The sequence below is a fragment of the Mongoliimonas terrestris genome (assembly GCF_001927285.1).
Lineage (GTDB): Bacteria > Pseudomonadota > Alphaproteobacteria > Rhizobiales > Pleomorphomonadaceae > Chthonobacter > Chthonobacter terrestris.
The window spans coordinates 373,340-390,110 of the sequence record NZ_MSIG01000002.1 but is presented as its reverse complement, the minus strand read 5'-3'; the positions used below and the strand labels follow the sequence as shown (position 1 = coordinate 390,110).

The window sequence follows — 16,771 nt, the reverse complement described above, 5'->3', positions numbered from 1 at the left end:
CTAATCGATTGAAAAACACAATGCGTAGCGACGGGCGAAAAGCCTTGTGCGACTGCACTTTAAATATGAGCGGCTCCGGGTCCGAACGCACTTGCGAAAGGGCGCCGGGTGGGCTAACCGTGCCCTCGGTTCCGTGACCGGAATGCACGAGTCCCGACCGCCGTCACCGTGTCATATGCTCACAATGCGTATGATGTTTTGATGGTCCATCGGTCGGGATGCGAGGGCCGCACGTCGTCCGTTGATCCTTTACCTTCGTCCGCTAGATGACAGGCGGAACGATGGTCGGGAGATGGGGCGAGACGGTGGCGACCCCCGATGGACTGTCCGGTCCGACGAATGGGGTCGCCATGCAAGAGCTCTTGAGAGACTACCTTCCGATCATCATCTTCCTCGGGGTATCGCTCTTCATAGGCCTCGCGCTGCTCGTTTCGCCGTTCATCCTGGCGTTCAAGAGCCCGGACCCCGAAAAACTCTCGGCCTATGAATGCGGCTTCAACGCGTTCGATGACGCACGCATGAAGTTCGACGTCCGGTTCTATCTGGTGTCGATCCTCTTCATCATCTTCGACCTGGAAGTCGCCTTCCTGTTCCCCTGGGCTGTCGCCTTCAACGACGTCGGGGTGTTCGGATTCTGGTCGATGATGGTGTTTCTCGGCGTGCTCACCATCGGCTTCATCTATGAATGGAAGAAGGGAGCCTTGGAATGGGATTGATCGGTCAAGAGCCGCTCGTCGCCCCCGCTCCGAAGGGTATTGTCGATCCGAACACCGGCCGGCCGGCCGGTGAAAACGACCCGTTCTTCCAGGAGGTCAACGCCGAACTCGCCGACAAGGGCTTCCTCGTCACGGCGACCGACGACCTGATCACCTGGGCGCGCACGGGTTCGCTGATGTGGATGACGTTCGGCCTCGCCTGCTGCGCGGTCGAGATGATGCAGATGTCCATGCCGCGCTACGACGCCGAGCGGTTCGGCTTCGCGCCGCGCGCCTCGCCGCGCCAGTCGGACGTGATGATCGTCGCCGGCACGCTCACCAACAAGATGGCGCCGGCGCTGCGCAAGGTCTACGACCAGATGCCCGCGCCGCGCTACGTCATCTCCATGGGATCGTGCGCCAACGGCGGCGGCTACTACCACTACAGCTACTCGGTGGTGCGCGGCTGCGACCGCGTGGTCCCGGTGGACATCTACGTCCCCGGCTGCCCGCCGACGGCGGAGGCGCTGCTCTACGGCGTCCTCCTCCTGCAGAAGAAGATCCGCCGCACCGGCACGATCGAACGCTGACCCACGGGCGGCGACCGGCGCTCCTCGCGCCGGCGCCCCCGCCATCCGGACGGACGGCGTTCCGCCCGTCCGGCACCAAGACACTTCAGGGACGGCGCCCGCGCCGGGGAACCGAGGCATCGAGACGATGACCGTAGCCTTGCAGGAAATCGCTGAAACGCTGAAGGCGGCGCTGCCGGGCGTGTCGCTCGCGCACGAGATCGCGTTCGGCGATCTGACCGTCCACGTGGCGGCGGACGACATCGTGGCGGTGCTGACGGTCCTGCGCGACGATCCGAAGCTCGCCTTCATCAGCTTCGTGGACATCTGCGGCGTCGACTATCCGGCCCGCGAGAAGCGCTTCGACGTGGTCTACCACCTGCTGTCGCCGACGCTGAACGCCCGCATCCGCCTCAAGGTGCAGACCGACGAGACGACCCCGGTGCCGAGCGCCTGCGCGGTCTTCGTCGGCGCCGACTGGTTCGAGCGCGAGGCCTACGACCTCTACGGCATCCTCTTCTCCGATCACCCGGAACTCCGGCGTATCCTCACCGACTACGGCTTCGACGGCTACCCGCTCCGCAAGGACTTCCCGCTCACCGGCTTCGTCGAGGTCCGCTACGACGACGAGCAGAAGCGCGTGGTCTACGAACCGGTTCGCCTCAACCAGGAATTCCGCAACTTCGACTTCCTGTCCCCCTGGGAGGGGACGGAATATGTGCTGCCGGGGGATGAGAAGGCGAAGACGAACTGAGGCAGTAGGGAATAGGCAGTAGGCAGTAGGACCCGCGGGATGTCCGGCGACGAGAGCATCCAGTCCTACCGGGATCTGAAGGTTTGGAACGCAGCTATGGATTTGGCCGTCGATTGTCACAAGGCGACAAAGCTGTTTCCCCGCGACGAGCTGTTCGGGCTCGTTTCGCAGATCCGTCGTGCCTCCTCGTCCGTTCCCGCCAACGTCGCCGAGGGCTACGGACGCGACAGCGCCGGCAGCTACGTCAATCATTTGAGGATCGCGCAGGGGTCGCTGAAGGAACTCGAAACTCACATCATTCTCGCAGGCCGTGTCGGCCTGCTGGGCACGGAAACAGTGGAACGCATGTTGAACAACGCCGATCAGATCGGGCGCATGCTCCGATCGTTGATCCGGTCGGTCCAGTCGAAGTCGACGGAGCCGCGGCGATGATCCTACTGCCTACTGCCTACTGCCTACTGCCTGAAGGCGAAGCCCATGCCAGAAGCTGAAGTCCGCAACTTCAACATCAACTTCGGCCCGCAGCATCCGGCCGCGCACGGGGTTCTCCGCCTCGTGCTCGAGCTCGATGGCGAGGTTGTCGAACGGGTCGATCCGCACATCGGGCTCCTGCACCGGGGCACCGAGAAGCTGATCGAGGTCAAGACCTATCTGCAGGCCATTCCGTACTTCGACCGCCTCGACTACGTGGCGCCGATGAACCAGGAACATGCCTTCTGTCTGGCGATCGAACGGCTGGCGGGCATCGAAGTTCCCCGCCGCGGCCAGCTAATTCGGGTGCTCTACGCGGAGATCGGCCGGATCCTGTCGCACCTCCTCAACGTCACCACCCAGGCGATGGACGTGGGCGCCCTGACGCCGCCGCTCTGGGGCTTCGAGGAGCGCGAGAAGCTCATGGTCTTCTATGAGCGCGCGTCCGGCAGCCGCATGCACGCGGCCTATTTCCGGCCGGGCGGCGTCCATCAGGACCTGCCGGCACAGCTGATCGAGGACATCTGGGACTGGTGCGACCCCTTCCTGCAGACCGTGCAGGACCTCGACGACCTCCTGTCGGAGAACCGCATCTTCAAGCAGCGCAACGTGGACATCGGCGTCGTGTCTCTGGACGACTGCTGGGCGTGGGGCTTCTCGGGCGTGATGGTGCGCGGCTCGGGCGCCGCCTGGGATCTCCGCAAGAGCCAGCCCTACGAGTGCTACGCGGAGCTCGACTTCGACATCCCGATCGGCAAGAACGGCGACTGCTACGACCGCTACCACATCCGCATGGAAGAGATGCGCCAGTCGGTGCGCATCATGAAGCAGTGCATCGAGCGCCTGCGGGTGGAAAAGGGCCCGGTGGTCTCCACCGACGGCAAGGTGGCGCCGCCGAAGCGGTCCGAGATGAAGCGCTCCATGGAGGCGCTCATCCATCACTTCAAGCTCTACACCGAGGGCTTCCACGTGCCCGAGGGCGACATCTATGCCGCCGTCGAGGCCCCCAAGGGCGAGTTCGGCGTCTATCTGGTCGCTGACGGCTCCAACAAGCCCTACCGCTGCAAGATTCGCGCGCCCGGGTTCGCGCATCTGCAGGCCATGGATTACCTGTGCCGCGGCCACCAGCTCGCCGACGTGTCGGCGGTGCTCGGGTCGCTGGACATCGTGTTCGGAGAGGTCGACCGCTGATGGCCGTTCGTCGTCTGCACCATGAACAGCCGCCGTCCTTCGCCTGGTCGGCCGAGAACGCCGCCTGGGCCGAGACGGTGATCCGGCGCTATCCGCCGGGCCGGCAGGCCTCGGCGGTGATCCCGCTGCTCTGGCGGGCGCAGGAGCAGGAGGGTTGGGTCACCAAGCCGGCGATCGAATCGATCGCCGAACAGCTCGGCATGGCCTTCATCCGGGTGCTGGAGGTCGCGACCTTCTACACCATGTTCCTGCTGCAGCCGGTCGGCCGGAAGGCGCACATCCAGGTGTGCGGGACGACGCCGTGCCAGCTGCGCGGGGCCGAGGATCTGGTCAAGGTCTGCAAGAGCCGCATTGCCGCGCACCCGTTCGAGGTCTCGGCCGACGGCGCCTTCTCGTGGGAGGAGGTGGAATGCCTTGGCGCCTGCGTGAATGCCCCGATGGTGCAGATCTTCAAGGACACCTATGAAGACCTGACGCCGGAGAGCCTCGGCGCTCTCATCGACGGCTTCGCCAGTGGCAACCCGCCGCCGCCGGGCCCGCAGAACGGCCGCCAGTACGCCGCCGCCGAGGGTGGCGAGACGACGCTGACGGATCCGTCTCTCTTCGACGGGTCGGTAATCGGCAAGTACCGGATGTACGAGGCCGAGGTGGCCGTGGCGCCCGCTCCGGCGCCCGCCGCTCCGGCTCCGGCTCCGGCGCCCGTGGCGGCAGCCCCGGCGCCTGCTCCGGTTGTACCGGCTCCGGCCCCCGCCGAGGCGGACGTGTCGGACGACTTCAAGCCGGTCATGCTGGCCGGTCCGCGCGAGGGCCGCGCGGCGGACGACCTCAAGCTGATCTGGGGCGTCGGTCCCAAGCTGGAGGCCATGCTGCACGACATGGGGGTCTGGCACTTCGACCAGATCGCCGACTGGACCGAGATGAACCTCAAGTGGGTGGACCAGCACCTCGGCGCCTTCCGGGGCCGGGCGGTCCGCGACAAGTGGATCGAACAGTCCGCCAAGCTGGCCACCGGCTGGCGCCCATCCGACAAGGACGGCGACAAGCCGGTTTGAATGAAATTTCGCTGACGGGGATCTGATCTCGGGTCGCGAGGAGCACGAACGATGCTGCAGGACAAGGACCGCATCTTCACGAACATCTACGGCCGCCACGACTGGGGGCTGCAGGGTGCGCTGAAACGCGGCCAATGGGACGGCACGAAGGACATCCTCGCCAAGGGCCGGGATTGGATCATCAACGAGATGAAGGCGTCGGGCCTGCGCGGCCGCGGCGGCGCCGGCTTCCCGACCGGCCTGAAGTGGTCCTTCATGCCCAAGCAGTCGGACGGCCGGCCGCACTACCTCGTCGTCAACGCCGACGAGTCGGAGCCCGGCACCTGCAAGGACCGGGAGATCCTGCGCCACGACCCGCACCATCTGGTGGAGGGCTGCCTGATCGCCGGCTTCGCCATGGGCGCCCACGCCGGCTACATCTACGTGCGCGGCGAGTTCATCCGCGAGCGCGAGCACCTGCAGGCGGCCATCGACCAGGCCTATGACGCCGGCCTCCTCGGGGCGAACGCCTGCGGCTCCGGCTGGGACTTCGACCTCTACGTCCACCACGGCGCCGGCGCCTACATCTGCGGCGAGGAGACGGCGCTTCTCGAAAGCCTGGAGGGCAAGAAGGGCCAGCCGCGCCTGAAGCCGCCCTTCCCGGCGAACGTCGGTCTCTACGGCTGCCCGACCACGGTGAACAACGTGGAATCGATCGCCGTCGCGCCGACGATCCTGCGTCGCGGCGGCGCCTGGTTCGCCGGCCTCGGCCGGCCGAACAACACCGGCACCAAGCTCTTCTGCGTCTCCGGCCACGTCAACAAGCCGGCGACCTTCGAGGAGGAGCTCGGCGTGCCCTTCCGCGAGATGATCGACAGGCACTGCGGCGGCATCCGCGGCGGCTGGGACAACCTGCTCGCCGTCATCCCCGGCGGCTCGTCGGTGCCCTGCGTGACGGCGGAGAACATCATCGACGTGCCGATGGACTTCGACAGCCTGCGCAACCTCGGCTCCGGTCTCGGCACCGCGGCGGTGATCGTCATGGACAAGTCCACCGACATCATCAAGGCAATCGCCCGGCTCTCCTACTTCTACAAGCACGAGAGCTGCGGCCAGTGCACGCCCTGCCGCGAGGGCACCGGCTGGATGTGGCGCGTGATGGAGCGCCTCGTGAAGGGTCAGGCCCGCCCGGAGGAGATCGACATGCTCTTCCAGGTCACCAAGCAGGTGGAAGGCCACACGATCTGCGCGCTCGGCGACGCCGCCGCGTGGCCGATCCAGGGCCTCATCAAGAACTTCCGCCCGGTGATCGAGCAGCGCATCGCGTCCTACGCGAGCGCCCACAAGGTGGCGGCGGAGTGAAACCGATGAAGATCGTCAAGGCCAAGCACCGGTTGGACGTCAACGAGGCCGATCTCTCCGGATCGATCTTCATCGACGTCAACGTATCCGGGACGAGCTTTGACGACGTGAATCTCGCCGGGGCCAGCTTCAAGGGCGTGAACATGTCCGGCTGGACGGTGGACGACTGCAATCTCTCGGGGCTGAAGGTGCGCGACGCGAACCTCTCCGGCCTCCGGCTGACGCAAGTGAACCTCGCCGGCGCCTCCATCGAGGACGCCGCGCTCGACGGGATGACCATCGACGGCATCCCGGTCACGGACATGATCGCGGCCTACAAGGCGGCACAAGAGGCGAAGTGATGGCCAAGCTCATCGTCGACGGCGTTGAAATCGAAGTCGCTCCGGAAGCGACCCTGCTGCAGGCCTGCGAAGAGGCCGGCGCCGAGGTGCCGCGCTTCTGCTTCCACGAACGGCTGTCCATCGCCGGCAACTGCCGCATGTGCCTCGTGGAGGTGAAGGGCGGCCCGCCGAAGCCCACCGCCTCCTGCGCCATGCAGGTCAAGGACCTGCGCCCCGGCCCGAACGGCGAGCCCCCCGTGGTGCTCACCAAGTCGCCGATGGTGAAGAAGGCCCGCGAGGGCGTCATGGAATTCCTGCTGATCAACCATCCGCTCGATTGCCCGATCTGCGACCAGGGCGGCGAGTGCGACCTGCAGGATCAGGCGATGGCCTACGGCGTGGACTCGTCCCGCTTCGCTGAGAACAAACGCGCGGTGGAAGACAAGTACATCGGCCCGCTGGTCAAGACGATCATGACCCGGTGCATCCACTGCACCCGCTGCGTCCGCTTCACCACCGAGGTTGCCGGCGTCACCGACCTCGGCCTGATCGGCCGCGGCGAGGACGCCGAGATCACCACCTATCTGGAGCAGGCGATGTCGTCCGAGCTCCAGGGCAACGTCATCGACCTCTGCCCGGTCGGCGCGCTCACCTCCAAGCCCTATGCCTATCAGGCCCGGCCGTGGGAGCTGTCGAAGACCGAGTCGGTCGACGTGATGGACGCGGTCGGCTCCGCCATCCGGGTGGACGCCCGCGGCCGCGAGGTCATGCGCGTCATGCCGCGCCTCAACGAGGCGGTGAACGAGGAGTGGATCTCGGACAAGACCCGCTTCATCTGGGACGGCCTGAAGACCCAGCGCCTCGACCGCCCGTATGTGAAGACCGGCGGGCGCCTGAAGCCGGCCTCCTGGGGCGAGGCCTTCCAGGCGATCAAGGCCAAGGTGGCGGCAACGTCGGCGGACCGCGTCGCGGCGCTCGGTGGCGACCTCGCCTCGGTGGAGGAACTCTTCGCCCTCAAGGCGCTGATGGCCGGCCTCGGCTCGCCGCACCTCGACGCCCGCCAGGACGGCACCATGCTCGATCCGGCGCTCGGCCGCGCCACCTACCTCTTCAACCCCACCATCGAGGGGATCGAGGCGGCGGACGCCATCCTGATCGTCGGCTCCGACCCGCGCCATGAGGCGGCGGTGCTGAACGCCCGCATCCGCAAGCGCTGGCGCATGGGCAAGCTGCCGATCTTCGTCATCGGCGAGCCGCTGAACCTCACCTATCCGTACACCTATCTCGGCGCCGGTCCGGAGACGCTCTCCGAACTCGCCGGCCAGCACGGCCATGCGCTGGACGCGCTCAACGGCGCCAGCCGGCCGCTGGTGCTGGTGGGGCAGGGGGCGATCGCCCGGCCGGACGGACTCGCCGTCCTGTCGGCCGCCGCCAAGCTCGCCGTGGAGATCGGGGCGGTCACCGACGGCTGGAACGGCTTCGGCGTGCTCCACACCGCCGCCGCCCGGGTCGGGGCCCTCGACGTCGGCTTCGTGCCGGGTCCGGGCGGGCGCGACACGGCCGGAATCGTCGCCGGGGCCGCGGAGGGCGCGCTCGACGTGGTCTTCCTGCTCGGTGCCGACGAGATCGACATGGCCGCCCTCGGCAACGCCTTCGTGGTCTACATCGGCAGCCACGGCGACGCGGGCGCCCAGCGGGCCGACGTGATCCTGCCGGGCGCCGCCTACACGGAGAAGTCCGGCACCTATGTCAACACGGAAGGCCGCGTGCAGATGACCGCTCGCGCCACCTTCCCGCCGGGCGAGGCGCGCGAGGACTGGGCCATTCTCCGGGCGCTCTCCGACGTGCTCGGCCGTCGCCTGCCGTTCGACAGCCTGTCGCAACTGCGTGCCAAGCTTTATACGGAAGCGCCGCACCTGGCCGCCGTCGACACCATCCAGCCGGCCGATCCGGAGGACGTGGCGAAACTGGCGGCGATCGGCGGCGCGCTCGACCGGACGCCCTTCGCGTCCACCATAAAGGACTTCTACCTGACGAACCCGATCGCCCGCGCCTCGGCCGTGATGGCCGAGTGCTCGGCGCTCGCCAAGGGTTCGCTCGAGGCCGCGGCGGCGGAGTGAGGACGACAACACCATGAATTTCTGGTCCGACATCCTCTGGCCCGTGCTCGTCATCACCGCGCAGAGCGTCGTTCTGCTGGTGGTGCTCCTGGTGCTGGTGGCCTACCTGCTCTACGCCGACCGCAAGGTCTGGGCGGCTGTGCAGATCCGGCGCGGCCCCAACGTGGTCGGGCCATTCGGCCTGTTTCAGTCGTTCGCGGACCTTCTCAAGTTCGTCCTCAAGGAGCCGGTCATCCCATCCGGCGCGTCGAAGAGCCTCTTCCTGCTCGCGCCGCTCGTCACCTGCACCCTGGCGCTGCTCGCCTGGGCGGTGGTGCCCGTGGCGGACGGCTGGGTGGTGGCCGACATCAACATCGGCATCCTCTTCATCTTCGCCATCTCGTCGCTGATGGTCTACGGCATCATCATCGGCGGGTGGGCGTCCAACTCGAAGTATCCCTTCCTGTCGGCGCTCCGCTCGGCGGCGCAGATGGTCTCCTACGAGGTGTCGATCGGCTTCGTCATCATCACGGTTCTCCTCTGCGCCGGCTCGCTCAACATGACCGAGATCGTGCGGAGCCAGGAAACAGGCCTTGCCGACATGATCGGCCTGCCCTTCCTGGAGATCCTGAACTGGTACTGGCTGCCGCTCTTCCCGATGTTCGTGATCTTCTTCATCTCGGCGCTCGCCGAGACGAACCGGCCGCCCTTCGACCTGGTCGAGGCGGAATCGGAGCTGGTGGCGGGCTTCATGGTGGAGTACGGCTCAACCCCGTACATGATGTTCATGCTCGGCGAGTATGTGGCGATCGTCACCATGTGCGCACTCACCGCCATCCTCTTCATGGGCGGCTGGCTGCCGCCGCTGGACATCCCGCCGTTCAACTGGATCCCGGGCGTCATCTGGTTCACCCTGAAGACCTGCCTCGTCTTCTTCTTCATCGCTATGGCCAAGGCCATGGTCCCCCGCTACCGCTACGACCAGCTCATGCGGCTCGGCTGGAAGGTCTTCCTGCCGATCTCGCTGGCGATGGTCGTGATCGTGGCCGGCGTGCTGCAGCTCACCGGCTGGGCGGGGAGCTGACATGGACCTGCCGCTCTCCGGGGTCATCGGCGCCGCCGTCGGTCTCGGGGTCGGCATTCTGGATTTCGCGGTCATCGCCGCTCTCGTCCGTCGCACCATCGACCGGATGGGAACGCCGCCGGACCCGAAGCGGATGGACCTCGTGATGCGGGGCGTGTTCCTGGTGAACGCCCTCGTGTTCGCCGGCCTCGGCTGGTGGCTGGGCGTGTCGGTGTCCGGCATCGGCGCCGGCGGGCCCTGAGGAACGCGGGCTCAAGGGACGAAGGGAGCTGCGAAAGCAGATCCCGAATGAAAATCGGAACCGCGGGCGCCCGATGCGGCGACCGCAAGGACAACACAAGGACGAACCGATGGCCATCGACGCCGTTGCGCGCTCTCTGCTCCTGAAGGAGTTCGTGTCCGGGTTCTTCCTGGCCATGCGCTACTTCTTCAAGCCGAAGCCGACCATCAACTACCCGTTCGAGAAGAACCCGACCTCGCCGCGCTTTCGCGGCGAGCACGCGCTCCGCCGCTATCCGAACGGCGAGGAACGCTGCATCGCCTGCAAGCTGTGCGAGGCCGTCTGCCCCGCCCAGGCCATCACCATCGAGGCCGGTCCGCGCCGCAACGACGGCACCCGCCGCACGACGCGTTACGACATCGACATGGTGAAGTGCATCTACTGCGGCTTCTGCCAGGAAGCCTGCCCGGTGGACGCCATCGTGGAAGGGCCGAACTTCGAGTTCGCCACCGAGACGCGCGAGGAGCTCTACTACAACAAGGAGCGCCTGCTCGCGAACGGCGACCGCTGGGAACGCGAGATCGCCCGCAACATGCGGGAAGACGCGCCGTATCGGTGAGGGGAGGGGGGCGGACGGGCGGCCGAGGTCGCGGGTCCTTCCCCTCTCCCCAACCCTCTCCCACAAGGGGAGAGGGGGCCCGGCGCAGTTCGGGAGAGCGCCTTGCGGCGTCACAGGCGAGGCGCCCGACGGTCGGGCGCCCCCTCTCCCCTTGTGGGAGAGGGTAGGGTGAGGGGTGAACCACCGCCGATGCGGGTTGGGCGCCTCGAACGAGAAGACAAGACGAACACCAGGCGGATGCCCTCCGGCGTCGCCACGGGGGCCGGGACGGGACGATGATCGAAGCCTTCTTCTTCTACCTCTTCGCCGCGATCACGATCGCATCCGCCGTGATGGTGATCTCGGCCAGGAACCCGGTGCATTCCGTGCTGTTCCTGATCCTCGCCTTCGTCAACGCGGCGGGCCTCTTCATGCTGGCGGGGGCGGAATTCCTCGCCCTCATCCTCATCGTGGTCTACGTGGGCGCGGTGGCGGTGCTCTTCCTCTTCGTCGTGATGATGCTCGACGTGGACTTCGCGGAGCTGCGCCAGGGCTTCCTGCAATACCTGCCGGTGGGCATGCTGATCGGCGTCATTTTCCTCGCCGAGCTCCTGTTCGTGGTCGGTGCCTGGGTGATCGCGCCGAACGTCGGCGGCGCCACGGCGGCGCCCATTCCGGACATGAACGAGGTCTCCAACATCGAGGCGATCGGGCGGCTGCTCTACACCCGCTACGTCTACTTCTTCCAGGCGGCCGCCATGGTGCTGCTCGTCGCGATGGTTGGCGCCATCGTGCTGACGCTGCGCCACAAGGCCAACGTGAAGCGCCAGGACATCAACGTCCAGGTCGCCCGCACCCGCGCCACCTCCATGGAAATCAAGAAGGTCGAGTCGGGCCGCGGGCTCTGATCCGCCCCGCCCGAACACGATCAACCACAAGGCACCGCCCATGGTCATCGGTCTCTCCCACTACCTCTCGGTCGCGGCGATCCTGTTCACGCTCGGGATCCTCGGCATCTTCCTCAACCGGAAGAACGTCATCGTCATCCTGATGTCGGTCGAGCTGATCCTCCTGGCGGTCAACCTCAACCTGGTGGCCTTCTCGGCCCACCTCAACGACCTTGTCGGCCAGATCTTCGCGCTCTTCGTGCTGACGGTCGCCGCCGCCGAAGCCGCCATCGGCCTTGCCATCCTGGTGGTCTTCTTCCGCAACCGCGGCACGATCGCGGTGGAAGACATCAACATGATGAAGGGCTGAGGAGACCCGATCCGATGTATTCCCTCATCGTCTTCCTGCCGCTCGTCGGCTTCCTGATCGCCGGTGCGATCGCGCTCTGGGGCGCCCGGACCACCATCCCGGCCCCCGTCGGCGGCGCCCACGGGCACCACGGCCCCGACGATCACGGCCACGGGGATCATGGCCACGACCACGCCGCGCACGCCCATGCGGCGCACGACGACCACGGCCACGACGACCACCACGCGGCGGAGCCGGCCGCACCCGGGTCGCGCATCGCCGAACTCGTCACCACGGGCTTCCTGATCGTCTCCTGCCTTCTCTCCTGGGTGGCCTTCCTGACGGTCGGCTTCGGCGATGGCGAGACCTTCCGGGTGCCGGTCGCCGCCTGGATGACGTCCGGCGCGCTGGTGGTCGACTGGTCGTTCCGGATCGACACGCTGACGGTGATGATGCTGATCGTGGTGACGACCGTGTCGTCGCTCGTGCACGCCTATTCGATCGGCTACATGAGCGAGGATCCCGGCCGGCCTCGCTTCTTCGCCTACCTGTCGCTCTTCACCTTCGCCATGCTGATGCTGGTGACGTCGGACAACCTGGTCCAAATGTTCTTCGGCTGGGAGGGCGTCGGTCTCGCCTCCTACCTCCTGATCGGCTTCTGGTACAAGAAGCCCTCGGCCTCGGCGGCGGCGATCAAGGCCTTCGTGGTAAACCGCGTCGGCGACTTCGGCTTCGCCCTCGGCATCTTCGGCGTCTTCGCCGTGTTCGGCTCGGTCGGCTTCGACGCCATCTTCGCCAACACCGAAGCGGTGGCCGAGCAGTCGATGATCTTCCTCGGCGCCGAGTGGCATGCCCTGGAGATCATCACCTTCCTGCTCTTCATCGGCGCCATGGGCAAGTCGGCCCAGTTCCTGCTGCACACCTGGCTGCCGGACGCCATGGAGGGCCCGACGCCGGTGTCGGCGCTGATCCATGCCGCCACCATGGTGACCGCCGGCGTGTTCATGGTGGCGCGCCTGTCGCCGCTCTTCGAGCACGCGCACGGGACGCTGACCTTTGTAACCTTCATCGGCGCTACAACGGCCTTCTTCGCCGCTACAGTCGGGCTCGTTCAGAACGACATAAAGCGCGTCATCGCCTACTCGACGTGCTCCCAATTGGGGTACATGTTCGTCGCCCTCGGCGTCGGTGCCTACGGAGCGGGCGTCTTCCACCTGTTCACCCACGCCTTCTTCAAGGCCCTGCTCTTCCTCGGCGCCGGCTCGGTCATCCATGCCATGCACCACGAGCAGGACATGCGGAAGATGGGCGGGCTGCGCTCGAAGATCCCGGTGACCTACTGGACGATGCTGATCGGCACCCTCGCCATCACCGGCGTCGGCATCCCGCTCACCCACATCGGCTTCGCCGGCTTCCTCTCCAAGGACGCCATCATCGAGAGCGCCTACGCCGGACACAACAGCTTCGCCGGCTACGCCTTCATGCTGACGCTGATCGCCGCGGCGATGACGTCCTTCTACTCCTGGCGCTTGATTTTCCTGACCTTTTTCGGTCAGACCCGCGCCGATCACCACACCTTCGAGCACGCCCACGAGAGCCCGCGGGTGATGCTGATCCCGCTGATCGTGCTCTCCGTCGGCGCGGTGCTCGCCGGCATGGTATTCTACGAGGCGTTCGTCGGCGAGGCGCAGGGCGAGTTCTGGAAGGGCGCGCTCCTCTACGGGCCGGAGAACCACATCCTGCACGACATGCACGAGGTGCCGGCCTGGGTGAAGGCGTCGCCCTTCTTCGCCATGCTCTTCGGCCTCGGCATCGCCTACTGGTTCTACATCGCCGATCCGGAGCAGCCCAAGCGGCTCGCCGCCCGGCACGACGCGCTCTACCAGTTCCTGCTCAACAAGTGGTACTTCGACGAGCTCTACGACCTCCTGTTCGTGCGCTCGGCCAAGGCCCTCGGCCGCTTCTTCTGGAAGGCGGGAGACGGCATGGTGATCGACGGCCTCGGCCCGAACGGCGTCGCCGCACGGGTGCAGGACGTCTCCGCCCGGGTCGTCCGGCTGCAGACCGGCTACGTCTACCACTACGCTTTCGCCATGCTGATCGGCGTCGCCGCCCTCATCACGTGGGCCATGTTCGCCGGGGGGATCAACTGATGGGCGGACTGCCGCTTCTCTCTCTCGTCACCTTCCTGCCGCTCGCCGGCGTCCTTTTCATCCTTCTGGTGAGGGCGCAGGACGAGGTCGCGGTGATGAACATCCGCCGGGTGGCGCTGATCACCACCGGCGTCACCTTCGGCCTCTCGCTCTTCATCCTCGGCGCCTTCGACACCTCCAACCCCGGCTTCCAACTGGTGGAGGAGATCGACTGGATGGGAGGCTTCTTCTCCTACCGGATGGGCGTCGACGGCATCTCGGTGATGTTCGTCCTTCTCACCACCTTCCTGATGCCCTTCTGCATCCTGGCGAGCTGGCACTCGGTCGAGCACCGGGTGAAGGAGTACATGATCGCCTTCCTGGTGCTGGAAACGCTGATGATCGGCGTCTTCTGCGCCCTCGACATCGTGCTCTTCTACGTCTTCTTCGAAGGCGGCCTCATTCCGATGTTCCTCATCATCGGCGTCTGGGGCGGCAAGCGCCGGGTCTACGCCTCCTACAAGTTCTTCCTCTACACGCTGCTCGGCTCCGTGCTGATGCTGCTCGCCATGATGGCCATGTACTGGCACGCGGGCACCACGGACATCGTCCGCCTCCTGGAGGCGGACTTCCCGGCCGGCATGCAGACGTGGCTGTGGCTCGCCTTCTTCGCCTCCTTCGCGGTAAAGATGCCCATGTGGCCGGTGCACACCTGGCTGCCGGACGCCCACGTGGAGGCGCCGACCGCAGGCTCGGTCATCCTCGCCGGCATCCTCCTGAAGATGGGCGGCTACGGCTTCCTGCGCTTTTCCGTGCCGATGTTCCCGCTGGCGTCGGCGGACTTCGCGCCGCTCGTCTTCACGCTCTCGGCGGTGGCGATCGTCTACACGTCGCTCGTCGCCCTGATGCAGGAGGACATCAAGAAACTGATCGCCTACTCGTCGGTCGCCCACATGGGCTACGTGACCATGGGCATCTTCACGATGAACGTGCAGGGCATCCAGGGCGCCATCTTCCAGATGATCTCCCACGGCTTCGTCTCCGGCGCGCTCTTCCTCTGCGTCGGCGTCGTCTACGACCGCATGCACACCCGCGACATCGACGCCTACGGCGGACTCGTCAACCGCATGCCGGTCTATGCCTTCGCCTTCCTGGTCTTCACCATGGCGAACGTCGGCCTGCCCGGCACCTCCGGCTTCGTCGGAGAATTCCTGACGCTCCTCGGCGCCTTCCAGGTGAACACCTGGGTGGCCTTCGTCGCGACCACTGGCGTGATCCTGTCGGCCGCCTACGCGCTCTGGCTGTTCCGCCGGGTGGTGTGGGGCCAACTCACCAAGGTGTCGCTGCAGGGCATCATGGACGTGGACCGGCGGGAGATTGCCATCCTGGCGCCGCTCGTGGTGCTAACGATCTATTTCGGCGTCTACCCCGTGCCCATCCTCGACGCCTGCGCGGCATCGGTGGAGGCCCTCGTCCGCAACTACCAGGCCGCCATCGAGGCGGCATCCCAGACGGCGGCGCTGGTCCCGTCGGCGCTTGTCCACTGAGGCGGGAAACCCATGGTCGTCGAACCCCACATCTTCTCGCTCGCCCTGCCTGAGATCATGCTCGCCGTCGGCTCGATGGCGCTCCTGATGATCGGCGTCTTCATGGGCGAGGCGTCCACCCGCTTCGTCACCACCCTGTCGGTCATTCTCTTGGCCGGCGTCGCGGTGGTGGTGATCGCGATGGATGCCGAAGGGGCCACCTTCGGGGGTGCCTTCATTGTCGACGGTTTCGCGCGCTTCCTGAAGGTGCTGGCGCTGATCGGCTCGGCGCTCGCCATCCTGATGGCCGTCGGCTTCGTCCGGCAGGAGCGGTTCGAGCGGTTCGAGTTCCCCGTTCTCATCGTCATCGCCACCCTCGGCATGATGATGATGATCTCGGCCAACGACCTCATCGCGGTCTATCTCGGCTTGGAACTCACCTCGCTCGCCTCCTACGTGGTCGCCGCCATCCACCGGGACGACGCCCGGTCGTCCGAGGCGGGCCTGAAGTATTTCGTACTCGGCGCCCTCTCGTCCGGCATGCTCCTCTATGGCGCCTCGCTGGTCTACGGCTTCACCGGCCACACCGAGTTCGGCGCCATCGCGGCGTCCATCGTGGCGAGCGGCGGGTCGTCGGTCGGTCTGGTCTTCGGCCTCGTCTTCCTCCTCGCCGGCATCGCCTTCAAGGTCTCGGCCGTGCCCTTCCACATGTGGACGCCGGACGTCTACGAGGGCGCGCCGACGCCGGTGACGGCCTTCTTCGCGGCCGCCCCAAAGGTCGCCGCCATGGCGATCTTCATCCGGGTGGTGATCGATGCGTTCGCGCCGATCACCAGCGATTGGCAGCAGATCGTCTCCTTCATGGCGATCGCCTCGATGATCCTCGGTTCGTTCGCCGCCATCGGCCAGCGCAACATCAAGCGCCTGATGGCCTATTCGTCGATCGGCCACATGGGCTACGCCCTCGTGGGCCTCGCCGCCGGCACGGAGACCGGCGTTCAGGGCGTGCTCATCTATCTGGCCACCTACGTGGCGATGACCGCCGGCGCGTTCGCGTGCATCCTCGCCATGCGGCGGAACGGCGTGATGACCGAGGACATCTACGAGCTGGCCGGCCTCTCCAGCACCAACAAGACCATGGCCTTCTTCCTCGCCATGATCATGTTCTCGCTCGCCGGCATTCCGCCCTTCGCGGGCTTCTTCGCCAAGTACTTCGTCTTCGTGGCGGCCATCCAGCAGGGCCTGGTGGCGCTGGCGGTGATCGGCGTCCTGTCGAGCGTGGTGGGTGCCTACTACTACCTGCGCATCATCAAGGTGATGTACTTCGACGAGCCGGCCCCGGCCTTCGAAAAGACGCCGGTGGAGCTGAACGCGGTGCTGTGGGGCGCAGGGCTCTTCACGGTCCTGTTCGTCCTGGTGTCCGGCCCGCTCGGCAGCGCCGCGGCGGCGGCGGCCCGCACGCTCTTCTAGACACCATGGGCAC

17 protein-coding genes are annotated in these 16,771 nt (G+C 66.4%); all 17 read left to right on the top strand.

Annotated elements, in window-relative coordinates; translation table 11 throughout:
• The first annotated feature begins 350 nt into the window (after positions 1–350).
• The 17 genes from BUQ68_RS04180 (at position 351) to nuoN (ending at position 16,758) form a co-directional block, all read left to right on the top strand.
• Positions 351–716, top strand: coding sequence for an NADH-quinone oxidoreductase subunit A (locus tag BUQ68_RS04180; protein WP_075214664.1), 366 nt, complete (start codon positions 351–353; stop codon positions 714–716).
• A complete protein-coding gene (locus tag BUQ68_RS04175; RefSeq protein WP_075214663.1) occupies positions 707–1,285 on the top strand; it encodes a NuoB/complex I 20 kDa subunit family protein in 579 nt (192 codons plus the stop codon). The genes BUQ68_RS04180 and BUQ68_RS04175 overlap by 10 nt, the downstream gene beginning before the upstream one ends.
• Positions 1,286–1,412: 127 nt before the next feature.
• Entirely contained in the window at positions 1,413–2,018 is a 606-nt protein-coding gene (locus tag BUQ68_RS04170; protein ID WP_075214662.1) for an NADH-quinone oxidoreductase subunit C, read from the top strand.
• Positions 2,019–2,057: 39 nt separating this feature from the next.
• On the top strand, positions 2,058–2,450 hold the full coding sequence (locus BUQ68_RS04165; RefSeq protein WP_075214661.1) for a four helix bundle protein: 393 nt from the start codon (positions 2,058–2,060) through the stop codon (positions 2,448–2,450).
• Between the two features lie 45 nt (positions 2,451–2,495).
• Entirely contained in the window at positions 2,496–3,680 is a 1,185-nt protein-coding gene (locus tag BUQ68_RS04160; RefSeq protein ID WP_075214660.1) for an NADH-quinone oxidoreductase subunit D, read from the top strand.
• Positions 3,680–4,732, top strand: coding sequence for an NADH-quinone oxidoreductase subunit NuoE (gene nuoE / locus BUQ68_RS04155; RefSeq protein ID WP_075214659.1), 1,053 nt, complete (start codon positions 3,680–3,682; stop codon positions 4,730–4,732). Before BUQ68_RS04160 ends, nuoE begins: the two co-directional genes overlap by 1 nt.
• Before the next feature lie 51 nt (positions 4,733–4,783).
• On the top strand, positions 4,784–6,073 hold the full coding sequence (gene nuoF / locus BUQ68_RS04150) for an NADH-quinone oxidoreductase subunit NuoF (RefSeq protein WP_075214658.1): 1,290 nt from the start codon (positions 4,784–4,786) through the stop codon (positions 6,071–6,073).
• A gap of 5 nt (positions 6,074–6,078) precedes the next feature.
• A complete protein-coding gene (locus BUQ68_RS04145; RefSeq protein WP_075214657.1) occupies positions 6,079–6,414 on the top strand; it encodes a pentapeptide repeat-containing protein in 336 nt (111 codons plus the stop codon).
• A complete protein-coding gene (gene nuoG, locus BUQ68_RS04140) occupies positions 6,414–8,513 on the top strand; it encodes an NADH-quinone oxidoreductase subunit NuoG (RefSeq protein ID WP_075214656.1) in 2,100 nt (699 codons plus the stop codon). The genes BUQ68_RS04145 and nuoG overlap by 1 nt, the downstream gene beginning before the upstream one ends.
• A gap of 13 nt (positions 8,514–8,526) precedes the next feature.
• The gene (gene nuoH / locus BUQ68_RS04135) at positions 8,527–9,576 is read left to right on the top strand and encodes an NADH-quinone oxidoreductase subunit NuoH (RefSeq protein WP_075214655.1); all 1,050 of its coding nucleotides are present in this window, start codon (positions 8,527–8,529) and stop codon (positions 9,574–9,576) included.
• Position 9,577: 1 nt separating this feature from the next.
• Positions 9,578–9,817, top strand: coding sequence for a hypothetical protein (locus tag BUQ68_RS04130; RefSeq protein WP_075214654.1), 240 nt, complete (start codon positions 9,578–9,580; stop codon positions 9,815–9,817).
• Between the two features lie 109 nt (positions 9,818–9,926).
• Complete coding sequence (gene nuoI, locus BUQ68_RS04125; protein WP_075214653.1) at positions 9,927–10,415, top strand: NADH-quinone oxidoreductase subunit NuoI; 489 nt, start codon at positions 9,927–9,929, stop codon at positions 10,413–10,415.
• A gap of 275 nt (positions 10,416–10,690) precedes the next feature.
• Positions 10,691–11,302, top strand: coding sequence for an NADH-quinone oxidoreductase subunit J (locus BUQ68_RS04120; protein ID WP_075214652.1), 612 nt, complete (start codon positions 10,691–10,693; stop codon positions 11,300–11,302).
• 40 nt (positions 11,303–11,342) lie between these two features.
• Positions 11,343–11,651: an NADH-quinone oxidoreductase subunit NuoK gene (gene nuoK / locus BUQ68_RS04115; protein ID WP_075214651.1), complete on the top strand. Its 309-nt coding sequence runs from the start codon at positions 11,343–11,345 to the stop codon at positions 11,649–11,651.
• Positions 11,652–11,665: 14 nt separating this feature from the next.
• Positions 11,666–13,783 carry an NADH-quinone oxidoreductase subunit L gene (gene nuoL, locus BUQ68_RS04110; protein WP_075214650.1) on the top strand — a complete coding sequence of 706 codons (2,118 nt, stop codon included), beginning with the start codon at positions 11,666–11,668 and terminating at the stop codon, positions 13,781–13,783.
• Positions 13,783–15,309, top strand: a complete 1,527-nt coding sequence (locus tag BUQ68_RS04105; RefSeq protein ID WP_075214649.1) for an NADH-quinone oxidoreductase subunit M — start codon at positions 13,783–13,785, stop codon at positions 15,307–15,309. Before nuoL ends, BUQ68_RS04105 begins: the two co-directional genes overlap by 1 nt.
• A gap of 12 nt (positions 15,310–15,321) precedes the next feature.
• Positions 15,322–16,758, top strand: coding sequence for an NADH-quinone oxidoreductase subunit NuoN (nuoN, locus tag BUQ68_RS04100; protein ID WP_075214648.1), 1,437 nt, complete (start codon positions 15,322–15,324; stop codon positions 16,756–16,758).
• The last annotated feature ends 13 nt before the right edge of the window (positions 16,759–16,771 follow it).